The following is a 15,484-nucleotide window of genomic DNA, read 5'->3' as shown; positions in this document are numbered from 1 at the left end:
GGGCCGCCCGGGTTCAGACGTCAGCGTCCTCCTGTCACGGCAGAGTGTCGTGACCGCAAGAGTCCAGAGGAGGTTGGAGTCCCGCATGCGTCGTTACGAAGTAATGGTCATTCTGGACCCTTCGCTCGATGAGCGCACCGTCGCGCCGTCCCTCGACCAGTTCCTCACCGTGGTCCGCAACGACGGCGGCACCGTGGAGAAGGTCGACGTCTGGGGCCGTCGCCGTCTTGCCTACGACATCGACAAGAAGTCCGAAGGCATCTACGCCGTCATCGACCTGTCCGCGCAGCCCGCGACGGTCAAGGAGCTCGACCGGCAGATGAACCTCAACGAGGGCATTCTGCGCACCAAGGTCCTGCGTCCGGACGTGCACTAACCTCCGGCTTTTGTCGGGGAAGCCCCGTACTCTGAGCCGTAACCCAAGCGAAGGCGTGCAGGAAGGCGAGCGCTAGCCATGGCAGCAGGCGACACCGTAATCACCATCGTCGGCAACCTGGTCGACGACCCGGAGCTGCGCTTCACCCCGACGGGGCAAGCGGTGGCTCGATTCCGCATCGCGTCCACTCCGCGGTTCATGGATCGACAGACCAACGAGTGGAAGGATGGCGAGAGCCTCTTCCTGACCTGCAACGTGTGGCGGCAGGCGGCGGAGAACGCCGCTGAGAGCCTCCAGCGCGGCATGCGGGTCATCGTGCAGGGGCGGCTCAAGCAGCGGTCTTACGAGACCAAGGAAGGCGAGAAGCGCACGGTCTACGAGGTCGAGGTCGACGAGGTCGGCCCGTCTCTGCGCAACGCCACCGCCAAGGTCAACCGCACCTCCCGCCAAGGCGGCGGCGGGGGCGGCGGCTTCGGCGGCGGTCCGGCCGACGACCCGTGGGCCTCCGCGTCGCCCGCCCCGCCCCAGGGCGGCGGCTACCAGGGCGGTGGCGGCGGCTTCGGCGGCGGCGGCGGTCAGCAGAGCGGTGGCGGCGGCGGCGGTTTCGGCGGCGGCGGCAACGACTTCAGCGACGAACCGCCTTTCTAAATCCAGTCCACAAGCCCGAGTCCATTCCCGCCCTGAAGGCGGGGCTCTGAAAGGAGCACCACGATGGCAAAGCCGGCACTGCGCAAGCCCAAGAAGAAGGTTTGCCTGTTCTGCCACGACAAGATCTCCTACGTCGACTACAAGGACACGGCGCTGCTGCGGAAGTTCATCTCCGACCGCGGCAAGATCCGTGCGCGCCGGGTGACGGGCAACTGCACCCAGCACCAGCGCGACGTGGCGACCGCGATCAAGAACGCGCGTGAGGTGGCCCTGCTGCCTTACACGAGCACCGCGCGCTAAGGAGGCCTGTCGATATGAAGCTCATCCTCACCAACGAGGTCTCCGGCCTCGGCACCCCTGGCGACGTCGTCGAGGTCAAGGACGGCTACGGCCGTAACTACCTCATCCCGCGCGGCTACGCCATGCGCTGGACGCGGGGCGCCGAGAAGCAGATCGAGACCATCCGCAAGGCTCGCGACGCTCGCGAGATCCGCGACCTCGGCACCGCCAAGGAGGTCGCCGGCCAGCTCGGCGCGCTGCGCGTCCGCCTGGCCACCCGTGCGGGCGACTCCGGCCGCCTGTTCGGCTCGATCACCACGGGCGACATCGCCGACGCCGTCAAGGCCGCCGGTGGCCCGATCCTCGACCGCCGCCGCATCGAGATCGTCAACCCGATCAAGAGCGTCGGTTCCCACCGCGTGACCGTCAAGCTCCACCCGGAGGTCTCCGCCTCCGTGGACGTCGAGGTCGTCGCCAGCTGAGTTCGACCGGAAGGCCCCCGCTCCGCGCGGGGGCCTTTCATTTTCCCGGGGCTTTCGCCGGCCCCTCGCGGTCTTCCGAGCCGGTTGTCGCGGATGTTCGCGGTTCTTGCAGTCTTCCGAGCCGGTTCTCGCGGTCTTCGCAGTGCTCGCGGCCGGCTCGTCGCGCCGTTCTGGGCGTCCGGGCCAACCATTCATCACGGCGGGCCGTGGCCACCCACCCGCCGCACTTCGGCTGAGCGCCTTCCAGGAAACGGCCTCTGACCCTTCACCGGCCGGTCGCCGTCACGCGAGCCCACGTGGGCCGATCGCCGTGGCGAGCGGGCACCCGGGGACGTAATTCCCTATCCGGGCGGCGTAGAATGCCCTCGTTCTTTCGGCATTCCCCCTGGAGGCACGGCCATGGCCCGTCCCTTGATGCTGCTCGCGCTGGCCGTGGCCCTGGTGGGTTGCGCACCGGTCGACGACCCGGCCACCACGGCCGCCGCCCCCACGACGTCCACCGCGTGCACCAAGGAGCAACTCCAGCTCATCACCCCGGGCAAGCTCACCATCGGGACCGACAAGCCGGCGTACGAGCCGTGGTTCAAGGACGACGACCCGAGCAACGGGCAGGGGTTCGAGAGCGCGGTGGCGTTCGCGGTGGCGGGGGAGCTCGGCTTCGACCGCAGCGAGGTGCAGTGGAACACGGTGAAGTTCGACGCCGCGTTCGCGCCGGGGGAGAAGCAGTTCGACTTCGACGTCAACCAGGTCTCGATCACGCCTGATCGGGCCACGGCGGTCGACTTCAGCAAGGGCTACTACACGGTCAAGCAGGCCGTCGTGACGGTCGAGAGCGGCAAGTTCGCGGGGGCGAAGAGCCTGGCCGAGCTGAAGGACGCGAAGATCGGCGTACAGGTCGGCACCACCTCGCTCGACGCGGTGCAGAACGTCATCAAGCCCGCCGACGACCCCAACGTCTACAACGAGCAGATCGACGCCGTGAACGCGCTGAAGAACAATCAGGTGGACGCGCTGGTCGTGGACCTGCCGACGGCGTTCTACGTGACGGCCGCGCAGGTGGAGAACTCCAGGATCGTGGGCCAGTTCAGCTCGACGGGTGGCACGCCGGAGGAGTTCGGGCTGGTCATGGAGAAGGGCAGCGCGCTCAAGCCGTGCGTGGACAAGGCCGTCGACGCGCTGAAGTCGAAGGGTGAGCTGGCCAGGATCGAGCAGCAGTGGCTCGGCTCGGCGGCGGGCGCTCCCGAGCTCCGATGAGCGAGTGGGTCAAGTCGGAGCGGCAGGCCGAGCGGGAGCGGGTACGCAGGTCGCACGGTCGCCGCTCGGCCTCGATCGCGACGGCCTCGACGGTGATCTTCGTCGTCCTGGTCGTGTGGGTGGCCACCAGCTCGCCGGGCTGGCCCCGGGTGCAGGAGACGTTCTTCGACGCCGATGAGTTCGCCGAGGCGCTGCCCAAGGTGCTGGAAGGCTTCCTGGTCAACATCGAGATCTTCCTCATCGCCGAGCCGCTGATCCTCGTCGTGGGCCTGCTGGTGGCGCTGGCCAGGGGCATCAGGACGCCGGCGTTCTTCCCGATCCGGGCGCTGGCCACGCTGTACACCGACATCTTCCGCGGCGTGCCGACCATCCTGGTGGTGTACCTCATCGGGTTCGGGCTGCCGGCGCTCCGGCTCCAGGGCATCCCGACCGATCTGGTGACGCTGGCCATCATCGCGCTGACGCTCTCGTACGGCGCGTACGTGGCGGAGGTGTTCCGGGCCGGGATCGAGTCCGTGCACCCGAGCCAGGTGGCGGCGGCCCGCTCGCTCGGGCTGAGCCACGCCAAGACCATGCGGTTCGTGGTCCTGCCGCAGGCCACCCGCAGGGTCGTGCCGCCGCTGCTGAACGAGTTCGTCTCGTTGCAGAAGGACACCGCGCTGGTGGCCACCATCGGGCCGCTGGAGGCGCTCAGGCAGGCGCAGATCCACGTGGCCAGGACGTTCGACTACACGGCCTATCTGGCCGCGGCGCTGCTGTTCATCCTGCTCACGATCCCGCTGGCCAGGTTCACCGACCACCTGGCCGCCCGCACCCGCAGGAGGCGCGGAGCATGAGCGAGCCGGCAATCGGACACAGCCTGCTGACGATCGAGGGGGTGTGGAAGAACTTCCACGGCCACCACGTGCTGCGCGGCATCGATCTCGAGGTGCGCCCGCATGAGGTGGTCAGCCTGATCGGGGCCTCGGGGTCGGGCAAGTCCACGCTCCTGCGCTGCGTCAACCTGCTGGAGACGGTGGACGACGGCGCCATCCACCTGGAGGGCGAGGAGATCACCGCCCCCCGCACGAACGTGGATGACGTGCGCAAGCGGCTGGGCATCGTGTTCCAGGCGTTCAACCTGTTCCCGCACATGACCGTGCTGGACAACATCACGCTGGCGCCCCGGCAGGTGCACCGGGTGGCGCGGGGCCAGGCGGAGGAGCAGGCGTACGACCTGCTGGCCAAGTTCGGGCTGGCGGAGAAGGCGCGGGCCTACCCCGACCAGCTCTCCGGCGGGCAGCAGCAGCGGGTGGCCATCGTCAGGGCGCTGGCCACGCAGCCCAGGCTGATGCTGCTCGACGAGGTCACCTCGGCGCTGGACCCCGAGCTGGTCGTGGAGGTGCTGGGCATCATCAGGGAGCTCAAGGAGTCGGGGATGACGATGATCCTCACGACCCACGAGATGGGCTTCTGCCGGGACATCTCCGACACGGTGTGCTTCCTCGACGGCGGCGTGCTCCTGGAGAAGGGTTCGCCCGAGCAGATCTTCACCGCACCCGAGCACGAGCGGACCCAGGACTTCCTGCGCAGCGTGCTGGAGTCCCGGCGGTTCTAGGGCGTCCGTATGGGCGGTGTCCGGCGCCGGTGCGATCCGGGTGGCTCTTACCGGCGGTGCCGCCCGTGTGCCGGCCTCTCCGGGGTGCGCGGGCGGGCCAGGAGGCTGTGGCGGCGGCCGTACGCGAGGTAGACGGCCAGGCCGAAGGCCATCCACAGGGCGAACCAGGCCCAGGTCAGCACGCGCAGGTTGACCATGAGCCAGAGCGTGGCCGCCAGCGACAGCGCGGGCAGCAGCGGCGAGAGCGGCACCCGGAACCCCCGCTCCAGGTGCGGCATCCGCCGCCGCATCACGATCACCCCCGCGGCCACGAACGCGAACGCGAACAGCGTCCCGATCACCACCAGCTCCCGCATCTGGATCACCGGTACGAACTCGGCCAGCACGATCGCCACCAGCCCGATCACCAGCGTCACCCGCGTGGGCGTGTGGTAGCGGCGGCTGACCGAGGCCAGTCCGCGCGGGATGAGCCCGTCGCGGGCCATCGAGAACAGCACCCGCGTCTGCCCCACGATCAGCACCAGGATCACCGTGGTGAGCCCGAGCACCGCCCCGACGTCGATGACGTGCACCATCCAGTCCACGCCGACCGCCCGGAACGCGCTGGCCAGCGGCGCCTGCGCGGAGATCCTCGTGTACGACACCATGCCCACCATGACCAGCGCCACCGCCAGGTAGATGACCGTGGCGATCACCAGGCTGCGGATCATGCCCTTCGGCACGGCCCTGGGCGCGTTCACGGTCTCCTCGGCGGAGGTGGCCACGATGTCGAACCCGATGTACGCGAACGCGATGGCCGAGGCCGCCGCGAAGATCCCGAACCAGCCGAACGCCTGACCCTCCCCGACGAAAATCCCCAGCACGGTGGCCGGCGCGGTGTCGAGCGGCTTCGGCGGCACGTAGAACTCGCCGAAGTTCGCCACGTCGACGTACGCCAGCCCGACGACGATGACCGCGCCGATCGCCAGCAGCTTGGCCGACACCATGATCCACAGCGCCCGCAGCCCGATCCGCGCGCCCAGCGCCACGATGCCGGTGAGCAGCACCAGGATGGCGAGCACTAGGAGGTCCTGGACGAGCGCCTCCTGGGGGACGCGGACGCCGAAGGCGGTGACCGCCCCGACCGCGATTCCGGCCCAGGCCCTGGCCACCACCGCGGCGGCGAACTGCAGCTCGAGGATCAGCGCCCAGCCGATGATCCACGCCCAGACCTCGCCGAAGATGACGTAGGTGAAGGTGTAGGCGCTGCCGGAGGTCGGCATCGTGGACGACAGCTCGGCGTAACAGAGGCAGGCGAGCAGAGAGGCGATGCCCGCGATCATGAAGGAGAGGATCACCCCGGGGCCGGCCGCGGTGGCGGCCTGCTCCCCGGCGATGCTGAAGATGCCGGCGCCGATCATCACGCCGAGACCGAGAACCACCAGGTCGGCCGGGCGGTAGAGCTCGGCGAGGCTGTGCCGCGCGCCGGTGCGCAGGCCGGTCGCTTCAGAAGGTGGCAGTCTTCGCAGAATCGTGGACAAGGGACACACCCCGCTCAGGGAACTCGCCCACAATGTCTCACCCCTTGGACAACGGCAAGCACGAAACAGTCACGCCCCGGTCACCAGCCAGGCAGGGCCGGCCGCGCGGCGGACGAGGGTGATCAGGCGTGCCACCATCCACACGCCCAGCGCGCACCAGAGGGCGACGACCCCCAGCCCGGCGGCGAGCAGGGCGGCCGGCAGGTACGCGAGCGTCGTCCACACCCCCGCCCAGGCCAGGTAACGCTGGTCGCCCGCCCCGATCAGCACGCCGTCGAGCACGAACACCACCCCGCACACCGGCTGGAACAGCGCAACCGGCCACAACAGGGCCAGCAGCAGCTCGGCGACCCGCGGATCGGCGTCGAACAGGCCGGGCAGCAGCGGCCTGGCGGCCAGGACGAGCAGACCGAGCACGGCGCCGGACCAGATGCCCCACTGCACCATCCGTTTCGTCGCGGCCCTGGTGGCGGCGACGTCCCCCGCGCCGAGCGAGCGCCCGGTGATGGCCTGGCCCGCGATGGCGATGGCGTCCAGGGCGAAGGCGAGCAGCGTCCACACCTGGGTGGCCAGGGCGTACGCGGCCAGCTCGGCCTGGCCCATCCTGGTGGCGATCACGGTGGCCACCAGCAGCACGATTCGCAGGCAAAGGGTACGGATGAGCAGCGCGAACCCGGCCGTACCGGCCTGCCTGACCCCGTTCATGCTGGGCATGAGCGGCGTCCCCAGCCGCAGCGCCCCGCGCGCCACCACCACGAGGTAGACGGCCGCGCCGAGGGTCTGCGCCAGCACCGTCCCCCACGCCGACCCCGCGATGCCCCACCCCAGCCCCAGCACGAACCAGGCGTTCAGCGCCGCGTTCACCGCGAACGACCCCACGGCCACCGCCAGCGGCGTCACCGTGTCCTGCAGCCCGCGCAGCACCCCGGTCCCGGCCAGCACGACCAGCATGCCGGGCGTGCCGAGCAGGCTGATCCGCAGGTACGTCACGGCCTGCGCGGCCTGCGTCCCGACCGCCCCGAACAGCTCCACGATCGCCGGCGCCAGCGGCCAGCACACCACGATCAGCGCGACTCCGATGGCCAGCGCGAGCCAGATGCCGTCCACACCGCTGCGCATGGCCCGTGCGTGGTTGCCCGCACCCGTCTGGCGCGCCACGGACGCCGTCGTGCCGTAGGCGAGGAAGACACACAGGTTCACCAACGTCGCCAGCACCGTGCCGGCCACGCCCAGAGCGCCCACGGCCGTGGTGCCGAGTCCGTGGCCCACGATGGCGTAGTCGGCGAGCAGGAAGAGCGGCTCGGCCACCAGCGCCCCGAACGCCGGCACGGCCAGCCGCAGGATCTCCCGGTCTCTGGATGTAATGGGCATTTGTCCATTATGGCCATTACACGGCGTGTCGGGCCAACTTTCTTTCCTCCACAGCCGGTGGACACCGTTCGCCCTGCTCACACTGGCTTCGGTGGATATCCGCAAGAGTTATCCCCAGGCCCGTCCACAGGCCGTTCACACCCTCGGCGCGATAGTGCACAGCTTGACCACAGGGTTGTCCACAGGCCACGTTGCCGACGAGCCGCGACTCCGCGAAACTGTCAGACCGGTCGACTACAAGTGGGGGTGGTGCGACCGCCTGCAAGTTTGTTGAGGGGGCGCGGTGAGCATTGACGAAGAGGCCGGCGGAGGCCCAGGTTTCGAACGCACACCTCCCCACAACATCGAGGCGGAGCAGTCGGTCCTCGGCGGCATGCTGCTGTCGAAGGACGCCATCGCCGACGTCGTGGAGATCCTGCGCTCCGACGACTTCTACCGCCCGGCGCACCAGATGGTCTACGACGTCGTCACCGACCTCTACGGCCGGGGCGAGCCCGCCGACGCGGTCACGGTCTTCGACGAGCTGCAGAAGCGCGGCGAGATGGCCAGGGTGGGCGGCGCCGCCTACCTCCACACCCTCACCGCCGTCGTGCCCACGGCCGCCAACGCCGGCTACTACGCCAAGATCGTCCGTGAGCAGGCCATCCTCCGCCGCCTCATCGAGGCCGGCACCCGCATCGTCTCCTACGGCTACGGCGGCCAGAACGAAGAGGTCGACGACCTCGTCGACCGCGCGCAGGCGGAGATCTACAAGGTCACCGAGCGCCGCACCTCGGAAGACTACGCGCCGCTGGCCGACATCATGCCCGGCGCCCTCGACGAGCTGGAGGCCATCGGCAGCCGCGGCGGCCAGATGGTCGGCGTGCCGACCGGCTTCGCGGACCTCGACCAGCTCACCAACGGCCTCCACCCGGGCCAGATGATCGTCGTGGCCGCCCGGCCCGCGATCGGCAAGGCCCTCGACCTCGACACCCCGCTGCCCACGCCGACCGGCTGGACGACGATGGGCGAGGTCGAGGTGGGCGACCGGCTCATCGGCGCCGACGGGAGACCGACCAGGGTGGTCGCGGCGACCGAGGTGCTGCACGGGCGGCCGTGCTACGAGGTGGAGTTCGACGACGGTACGGTGATCGTCGCCGACGCCCAGCACCAGTGGCGCACGACGGCCGCTCACCGGAGCGTGCTCACCACCGAGGAGCTCGCCGCCTCGCTCCGCGGCCCGACACCTGACGACCGGCCGGGCCACGCCGTGGCGGTCGCGGCCCCCTTCGAGCTCGCCGAGCAGGACCTACCGCTGCCGCCGTACTCGCTCGGCGCCTGGCTGGCCGCCGGCGAGGGCGACAGAGCTGTTCAGGACCTCCTACGCGAGCTGGGCGTCCGCCACGACAAGCACATCCCCGAGCGCTACCTGCGCGCCTCGGAGAAGCAGCGGCTCGACCTGCTGGCAGGGCTGCTCGGCCCGGAACCCGGCAGCACCGGCGGGCAGGTCCAGCTCGCCCTGACCGGCCGGCGCCTGGCGGACGACGCGCTGGAGCTCGTCCTGACCCTCGGGCACCGGGCGACGATGCGCACCGAGCAGGCGGCCGGCGGCCGCAGCCGCCACGTGATCGACTTCGCGGTCCCCCAGGAGTCCGAGCACCCCGCCACGCCGGTCCACCACATCGTGGCCGTACGCCCGATCCCGTCGCGTCCCGTCCGCTGCGTCGAGGTCGACAACGCCGACCACCTCTACCTCGCGAGCAGGGCGTGCATCCCCACCCACAACAGACGCTCGGCCTCGACTTCGCCCGTTCCGCGGCGATCAAGCACGGGATGACCACGGTCATCTTCTCCCTGGAGATGTCCCGCAACGAGATCACCATGCGTCTGCTGTCCGCCGAGGCCCGCGTGGCACTGCACGCCATGCGCTCGGGCATGATGGGCGACGACGACTGGACCCGCCTGGCCCGCCGGATGAGCGAGGTGGCGGAGGCGCCGCTGTTCATCGACGACTCGCCCAACATGTCGATGATGGAGATCAGGGCCAAGTGCCGGCGGCTCAAGCAGCGCAACGACCTGAGGTTCGTGGTCATCGACTACCTCCAGCTGATGAGCTCGCCGAAGAAGACCGAGAGCCGCCAGAACGAGGTCTCGGAGATCTCGCGTGCCATCAAGCTGCTGGCCAAGGAGCTCGAGGTCCCGGTCATCGCGATCTCACAGCTCAACCGTGGTCCCGAGCAGCGCACCGACAAGCGCCCCCAGGTCAGCGACCTGCGTGAGTCCGGATCGATCGAGCAGGACGCCGACATGGTCATCCTGCTCCACCGCGAGGACGCTTATGAGCGCGAGTCGCCGAGGGCCGGCGAGGCCGACCTGATCGTGGCCAAGCACCGTAACGGCCCCACCGCCACCGTCACCGTGGCCTTCCAGGGCCACTACAGCCGCTTCGTGGACATGGCCCAGCACTAGCGTCGGCTGTGGGTTCCGCGGTCCCTGCACCCGTGGGGCGCAGCAGCGGCATGAACTCAGTCGACCGCCGAAACGGCTTCCGGATTCGTGGCCATCAAGCCGCTTTGTCCGCGGGATCGGGAGCGGGAGCCAGCCGCACGCGGCCGGACCGGGCCTTCTCGTCGGGGAAGACCCACTTCCGGAGCGCCCAGAAGCGGAAGACCATGGCGATCAGCGTGCCGATGATCTGCGCGCTCACGAAGTCGGCGATCTCCTGGGTCACCAGGCTCACGTCCGGGGTTTCCAGGCGGAACGCGTACCGGGAGATCCACAGCGGCGCGGAGCTGAGCACCAGACCGACGCCACTGACCAGGAAGAACAGCGCCGCCTCGTGACGGCGCTCGCGGCCGCCCCTGGTCCGGAACGACCATTCGCGGTTCAACACGTAAGACACGATCGTCGCCACGAGCACCGCGATGACCTTCGCGGTCACCGGTTTCGGTTCCAGAACGGTCAGCTTCAGCCCATAGAACACCGTGTTGTCCACCAAGAACGCTGTTCCACCCACCACCGCGAACTTCAGCAGTTCACGGTGCTTCAGTGCAAGTGCGTGCAGCGGTTCCGGCAGTCTTGCGCGTACTGCGTTTGCTATTCGGAGCACCCCCGATCTTCTCACCAGGCGAACACCCTGGTGACAAGACTGACGGAGACGGCTCGCCCGGGGGCGTCAGCGTAGGTGGCGATCTGGCTAAGGTGTCGCAATGATCTCCGTGATCACCAAGCCGCCGGGGTGGATCTTCCTGAGCGGACTGCTGGCTCCCTGCCTGCTCGTGCTCTACTGGGCCAGCGTGCCGTTCTGGTATGGCATCGAGATGTTCGTGCTCGGGGTCTTCATCTTGGGCCCGCTGATCTACATCGGCCGCCTCATTGCGGCCTCGCTGCAGGGCCAGGTCAGCGGTCGTCCATGGCGATGGCTGGTAGCCCCGCTGCTTGTCCTGGCCGTGATACTCGCGATCGTCACGAACGCGCCCTTCCAGCTGAGGTTCGCGATCTCCCTTCCCGAGATGGAGGCGTATGCCGCGACGGTGAAGGAGCAGTCGCGGTTCGACGCGCCCTGCGAGTGGGTCGGTCTGTATCGGGTGTGCTACTCGGCTCCGCACTACGTCGAGTCGGAACCGGTCCCGGGCTCGGCCTACCTGGGAACCGAAGAATGGGTCATCGACAGTAACACCGGCTTCCTCTTGGTGCCTCATGGAGAACCGGAGGCGGAGACCGTCGACGACGAGTACCGCCACGTCGGTGGTCGCTGGTTCGGCCACCATGGATGGGACAACTGGTGAGGCCTGATGGCCAGGTCGCGGAACCCTGCATGTGACGAAGTAGACATTCGCCACGGGGATGGCAGGTGATCTCTCCGGTGCTCTAACGAGGGAGAGAAGCGAAGGGAAGAACGCCATGACCATCCTCGTCGCCTACGACGGCTCGGCCGACTCGCGCGCCGCCATCGAGTTCGCCGCCAAGCACCTCGCCGCCGAGCCCACGGTCGTCGTCACGGTGTGGGAGCCGCTGCTGGTCCAGCTCAAGAAATACCCGCTGGCCGCCGGCGTGCTCGACCAGGACACGGAGGACCAGTCGCACGCCCAGGCCGAGCAGCACGCCCGGGAAGGCGCCGACCTGGCGATCGCTTCCGGGCTCGCCGACGTCACCTACCGGGCGGTGGCCGACAACGAGTCGATCTGGAAGACGATCGTGGACGTGGCCGACGAGATCGACGCCTCGCTGATCGTCACGGGTTCGCGTGGCCTGGCCGGGGTCCGGTCGGTGCTGCTCGGCAGCGTCTCCAACCACGTGCTGCACCACGCCCACCGGCCGACCCTCATCGTCCCGCCGGCCAAGGACCAGGCCAGGAAAGGCTAGAGACAGCCAGAGGAACAGCCGGACAGGCTAGGAAGCGGTGGCGCAGCAGTTCTGGGGCGGGGCCAGCCGGGTGTCGATGCGCCGCGCGCCCGGCCCCTCCTCGCCCAGCCGGTCGTGCGGGTTGGCCACCGGGCACCGGTCCAGCGACAGGCAGCCACAGCCGATGCAGTCGGTGAGGTCGTCGCGCAGCCGCTGGAGCTGCTCGATCCGGTCGTCCAGCTCGCCGCGCCAGGCCGCCGACAGCCTGGCCCAGTCGTCCCTGGTGGGCGTGCGCTCGTCCGGCAGCTCGGCCAGGGCGTCCTTGATGACCTTGAGCGGGATGCCGATGCGCTGGGCGAGCCTGATGAAGGCGACCCTGCGCAGGCTGTCACGGGGGTAACGGCGCTGGTTGCCGGCCGTGCGCCGGCTGCTGATGAGCCCCTTGGCCTCGTAGAAGTGCAGGGCCGAGACGGCGACGCCGCTGCGCTCGGCGAGCTGGCCGACGGTGAGTTCCTTGGTGTTCCAGGCGACCTTCGTCATACCTGGAGATTACTTGAGGGTCCGCTCGAAGAACGTCTCCAGTACGACGATCGTCTGCGTCCCGGTCACGCTTTCCACCTCGAAGACCCGGCGCAGCACGTCCTGGAGCTCCCGCGTGCCGGCCGTACGGATCTTCAGCAACACCGACGCGGGCCCCGCGATGACGTGCGCCTCCTCCACCTCCGGGATCCCCGCCAGCCCCTCCGCGCTGCCGCCCATCCACGACCCCCCGTCGACCAGCACGTACGCCGTCACGGGTCGCCCCAGCGCCGCCTGGTCCACCTCGATCGTGGTGCGCCTGATCACACCACGCTCCCGCAGCTTGCGCACCCGCTCGTGCGCGGCCCCGCTGGACAACCCCACCGCCTTGCCGAGCACCGCGTAGGACCGCGTCGCATCCTCCTGCAACAACCCGACCAACATCCTGTCGATTTCATCCACGGCCAAATGTTATCTGGAGATATGCCAGTCGAACCAAACCACGTATGGTTAGCGCTATGACGGACACGATCCCCACAGAGTTCGAGGTACTCGACGAGCGGGCCTCCGGGTTCGGCGGAGACGACAAGGTCGAGATCCTCTACACCGGCACCCGCTGGGCGGAAGGCCCTGTCTACTTCCCGGCCGGCCGTTTCCTCGTCTGGAGCGACATCCCCAATGAGCGGATGCTGCGCTGGGACGAGATGACCGGCGCGGTGGGCCCGTTCCGGCAGCCCTCCGGCTACACCAACGGCAACACGCTCGACCGCGAGGGCCGGCTGATCTCCTGCGAGCAGGGCAACCGCCGCGTGACCCGCACCGAGCACGACGGCTCGATCACGGTGATCGCCGACCGCTGGCAGGGCAGGCGGTTCAACAGCCCCAACGACGTGGTCGTCCACTCCGACGGCTCCGTCTGGTTCACCGACCCGCCTTACGGGATCCTCAGCAACTACGAGGGCGTGGCCGCCGAGCAGGAGATCGACGGCTGCCACGTCTATCGGGCCGACCCGGTCACGGGCGAGGTGCGCATCGTCGCCGACGACTTCGTCCGGCCCAACGGCCTGGCCTTCTCGCCGGACGAGCGCCGGCTCTACATCGCCGACACGAAGGCCAGGCACCTGCGGGTGTTCGAGGTGGGCGACGACGGCACGCTGGGTGGCGGCAAGGTCTTCGCGGAGGGGGCCGAGAAGGACAACTTCGACGGCCTGCGGCTTGACGATGCCGGCCGGGTCTGGACCGCGGCCGGCAAGGGGGTGCTCTGCTACGACCCCGACGGCACCCTGATCGCCCGGCTGCGGCTGCCCGAGTCCACCGCCAACCTGGTGTTCGGCGGGCCCAAGCGCAACCGGGTGTTCATCACGGCGTCGTCCTCGCTCTACTCCCTGATGACCAACGTCACGGGAGCGCGCCCGGTCTGGGCCAGGCGCTGACGACGGCCCGCCGTGCCCCTGTGACGGCGGGCCGTCGCAGGGGCTCACTCCCACCGGAAGAACCGGATCGCCAGCCCGCCGAAGATCACCAGCCCCGCGGCCACCACCGCCAGGTGCCCGAGCTGCGGCGCGTGGCCCGCCCAGGTGTCCTGGAGCGCCTGGGCGAACGGCCCCGCCACGGAATAGTCGCTGACCGTGCGCAGCGCGTCCGGCATGAAGTCGCGCGGCAGCCACATCCCTCCGAGGAACATCAGCGGGAACATCACGGCCGACCCGATCCCGGGCGCGACCTTGCCGTTCGGCGCGAGGGCGGCGATCACCAGCCCGATGGCCATCAGTGCGGCGGTGCCGAGCAGGAAGACCAGGACGAACCCCACCCACTGCTTCGGCGGCGACGAGCCGAACACCGCCGCGGCCGTCACGATCAGGATGGTCGTGGACACGGCCCCGACCGCCAGGTTGATCACTAACTGCACGCTCAGCAGCCGCCCCGGGTGCACGGGCGTGGTGGACATCCGCCGCAACACCCCCTGCTCCCGGTACGACGCCAGCACCCCGGGCAGGACGGTGCAGGCCAGCGTCAGCAGCGCGAGGAGCGTCATCATGCTCGGCATCTGCGTGTCCACGGCCCGCTGGCCGGACTCCTGCTGCTGCGTCATGGTCGGGATGCTGAGCCCCAGCACGAGCAGGAGCCCGACCGGCAGCCCGATGGTGAACAGCAGGGACGGCCAGTCCCGCAGGTGCAGCTTGGCCTCCACGATCAGCAACTTCATGACAGCTTCCTTCCGGTGAGCGCGAGGAACGCGTCGTCGAGGGTGGCCTGCTCGATCCGCAGGTTCGCGGGTACGACCTGGTGGTTGGCCAGGGTGAGGGTGACGGCGGTCGCGAGGTTGTCCGAGCCGCTCACCACGATCTGGTCGCCGCTCCTGGTGACGTCCCGCACCTCGGGCAGGGCCAGCAGCACGGCGTCGTCGATGGGCGCGGACGGCCGGAACCGCAGCCGCTGCTCCGAGCCCACCTGCCTGATCAGCCCGGCGGGCGTGTCGGTGGAGACCACCTTGCCGGCGTCGATGAGGGCGAGCCGGTCGCAGAGCCGCTCGGCCTCCTCCATGAAATGGGTGACCAGCACGATGGTCACGCCTGTGTCGCGTACCTGCTCGATCAGCTCCCACGTGTCCCTGCGGGCCGCCGGGTCCAGCCCGGTCGTCAGCTCGTCGAGCACCGCCACGCGGGGCCGGCCCACCAGGGCCAGCGCCACGGACAGCCGCTGCCGCTGGCCGCCGGACAGCTGCCTGAAATAGGTGTGGCGCTTGTCCGCCAGGCCCACCTTGTCCAGCAGCTCCCCCCAGTCGGCGGGGTCGGGGTAGAAGGAGGCGTACAGGTCCATCGCCTCCCACACCTTGATCTTGTCCGGCAGCGCCGCGCTCTGGAGCTGCATGCCCAGCACCTGGCGCAGCCCGTCCCGGTCCGTCTGCGGGTCCAGCCCGGCCACCCGTACGGTGCCGCCGTCGCGTGACCGCAGGCCGGCCACGCACTCCACGGTGGTGGTCTTCCCGGCTCCGTTCGGGCCGAGGATGCCGAAGATCTCGCCCTCCGCCACCTCGAACGACACGTCGTCGACCGCGAGGTGGTTCGGGTACTGCTTGCGCAGGTTCCTGACCTCGATGATTTTCATGTCTTAG

The 15,484-nt window shown here is 69.4% G+C and carries 17 protein-coding genes and 1 pseudogene; 11 read left to right on the top strand and 7 right to left on the bottom strand.

Translation table 11 applies throughout. From position 1 onward, the window contains the following. Nucleotides 1-85 precede the first annotated feature (85 nt). From rpsF to ACTWPW_RS16350, 7 genes are all read left to right on the top strand, one after another. Nucleotides 86-376: a 30S ribosomal protein S6 gene (gene rpsF, locus ACTWPW_RS16380; RefSeq protein ID WP_106242878.1), complete on the top strand. Its 291-nt coding sequence runs from the start codon at nt 86-88 to the stop codon at nt 374-376. A 78-nt stretch (nt 377-454) separates the two neighbouring features. After that, on the top strand, nt 455-1,024 hold the full coding sequence (locus tag ACTWPW_RS16375; protein ID WP_443169166.1) for a single-stranded DNA-binding protein: 570 nt from the start codon (nt 455-457) through the stop codon (nt 1,022-1,024). A gap of 63 nt (nt 1,025-1,087) precedes the next feature. Beyond that, nucleotides 1,088-1,324, top strand: coding sequence for a 30S ribosomal protein S18 (gene rpsR, locus ACTWPW_RS16370; RefSeq protein ID WP_020543048.1), 237 nt, complete (start codon nt 1,088-1,090; stop codon nt 1,322-1,324). A gap of 14 nt (nt 1,325-1,338) precedes the next feature. Then, nucleotides 1,339-1,785 (top strand): 50S ribosomal protein L9, encoded by a 447-nt coding sequence (gene rplI, locus ACTWPW_RS16365; RefSeq protein WP_364111643.1) that lies wholly within the window; start codon nt 1,339-1,341, stop codon nt 1,783-1,785. A gap of 399 nt (nt 1,786-2,184) precedes the next feature. Beyond that, nucleotides 2,185-3,039, top strand: a complete 855-nt coding sequence (locus ACTWPW_RS16360) for an ABC transporter substrate-binding protein (protein ID WP_443169165.1) — start codon at nt 2,185-2,187, stop codon at nt 3,037-3,039. Further along, entirely contained in the window at nt 3,036-3,875 is an 840-nt protein-coding gene (locus tag ACTWPW_RS16355; RefSeq protein ID WP_375110463.1) for an amino acid ABC transporter permease, read from the top strand. The genes ACTWPW_RS16360 and ACTWPW_RS16355 overlap by 4 nt, the downstream gene beginning before the upstream one ends. Next, nucleotides 3,872-4,636 (top strand): amino acid ABC transporter ATP-binding protein, encoded by a 765-nt coding sequence (locus ACTWPW_RS16350; RefSeq protein ID WP_443169164.1) that lies wholly within the window; start codon nt 3,872-3,874, stop codon nt 4,634-4,636. The genes ACTWPW_RS16355 and ACTWPW_RS16350 overlap by 4 nt, the downstream gene beginning before the upstream one ends. Before the next feature lie 47 nt (nt 4,637-4,683). Here ACTWPW_RS16350 and ACTWPW_RS16345 read toward each other — a convergent pair whose 3' ends face one another. Both ACTWPW_RS16345 and ACTWPW_RS16340 read right to left on the bottom strand, forming a co-directional pair. Next, the gene (locus ACTWPW_RS16345; RefSeq protein WP_375110465.1) at nt 4,684-6,156 is read right to left on the bottom strand and encodes an APC family permease; all 1,473 of its coding nucleotides are present in this window, start codon (nt 6,154-6,156) and stop codon (nt 4,684-4,686) included. Between the two features lie 69 nt (nt 6,157-6,225). Then, nucleotides 6,226-7,527, bottom strand: a complete 1,302-nt coding sequence (locus ACTWPW_RS16340; RefSeq protein ID WP_443169163.1) for an MATE family efflux transporter — start codon at nt 7,525-7,527, stop codon at nt 6,226-6,228. Nucleotides 7,528-7,810: 283 nt separating this feature from the next. Here ACTWPW_RS16340 and dnaB point away from each other — a divergent pair. After that, nucleotides 7,811-9,975, top strand: a pseudogene (gene dnaB / locus ACTWPW_RS16335) (replicative DNA helicase). A gap of 94 nt (nt 9,976-10,069) precedes the next feature. Here the strand turns inward: dnaB and ACTWPW_RS16330 are convergent. Continuing rightward, nucleotides 10,070-10,630, bottom strand: coding sequence for a GtrA family protein (locus tag ACTWPW_RS16330; protein WP_375110468.1), 561 nt, complete (start codon nt 10,628-10,630; stop codon nt 10,070-10,072). 85 nt (nt 10,631-10,715) lie between these two features. Here ACTWPW_RS16330 and ACTWPW_RS16325 point away from each other — a divergent pair, with 85 nt between their 5' ends. Continuing rightward, a complete protein-coding gene (locus ACTWPW_RS16325) occupies nt 10,716-11,294 on the top strand; it encodes a hypothetical protein (RefSeq protein WP_443169162.1) in 579 nt (192 codons plus the stop codon). A 115-nt stretch (nt 11,295-11,409) separates the two neighbouring features. Continuing rightward, a complete protein-coding gene (locus ACTWPW_RS16320) occupies nt 11,410-11,871 on the top strand; it encodes a universal stress protein (RefSeq protein WP_443169161.1) in 462 nt (153 codons plus the stop codon). A gap of 27 nt (nt 11,872-11,898) precedes the next feature. Here ACTWPW_RS16320 and soxR read toward each other — a convergent pair whose 3' ends face one another. Together soxR and ACTWPW_RS16310 are read right to left on the bottom strand one after the other, a co-directional pair. After that, complete coding sequence (gene soxR / locus ACTWPW_RS16315; protein WP_375110471.1) at nt 11,899-12,390, bottom strand: redox-sensitive transcriptional activator SoxR; 492 nt, start codon at nt 12,388-12,390, stop codon at nt 11,899-11,901. 9 nt (nt 12,391-12,399) lie between these two features. Next, nucleotides 12,400-12,831: an Lrp/AsnC family transcriptional regulator gene (locus tag ACTWPW_RS16310; protein ID WP_375110472.1), complete on the bottom strand. Its 432-nt coding sequence runs from the start codon at nt 12,829-12,831 to the stop codon at nt 12,400-12,402. A 56-nt stretch (nt 12,832-12,887) separates the two neighbouring features. On the opposite strand from ACTWPW_RS16310, the gene ACTWPW_RS16305 reads away from it, so the two are divergent. Beyond that, entirely contained in the window at nt 12,888-13,802 is a 915-nt protein-coding gene (locus ACTWPW_RS16305; protein WP_375110473.1) for an SMP-30/gluconolactonase/LRE family protein, read from the top strand. Nucleotides 13,803-13,846: 44 nt separating this feature from the next. Here the strand turns inward: ACTWPW_RS16305 and ACTWPW_RS16300 are convergent, their stop codons facing one another. Next, nucleotides 13,847-14,575, bottom strand: coding sequence for an ABC transporter permease (locus ACTWPW_RS16300; protein ID WP_375110474.1), 729 nt, complete (start codon nt 14,573-14,575; stop codon nt 13,847-13,849). Next, on the bottom strand, nt 14,572-15,477 hold the full coding sequence (locus ACTWPW_RS16295) for an ABC transporter ATP-binding protein (protein ID WP_375110475.1): 906 nt from the start codon (nt 15,475-15,477) through the stop codon (nt 14,572-14,574). The genes ACTWPW_RS16300 and ACTWPW_RS16295 overlap by 4 nt, the downstream gene beginning before the upstream one ends. Between the last annotated feature and the right edge of the window lie 7 nt (nt 15,478-15,484).

Source organism: Nonomuraea sp. KM90, from assembly GCF_052246675.1.
Taxonomy (GTDB): domain Bacteria; phylum Actinomycetota; class Actinomycetes; order Streptosporangiales; family Streptosporangiaceae; genus Nonomuraea.
Note: the sequence above shows the minus strand (reverse complement) of the source record. Positions and strands in the feature narration are given on the sequence as shown.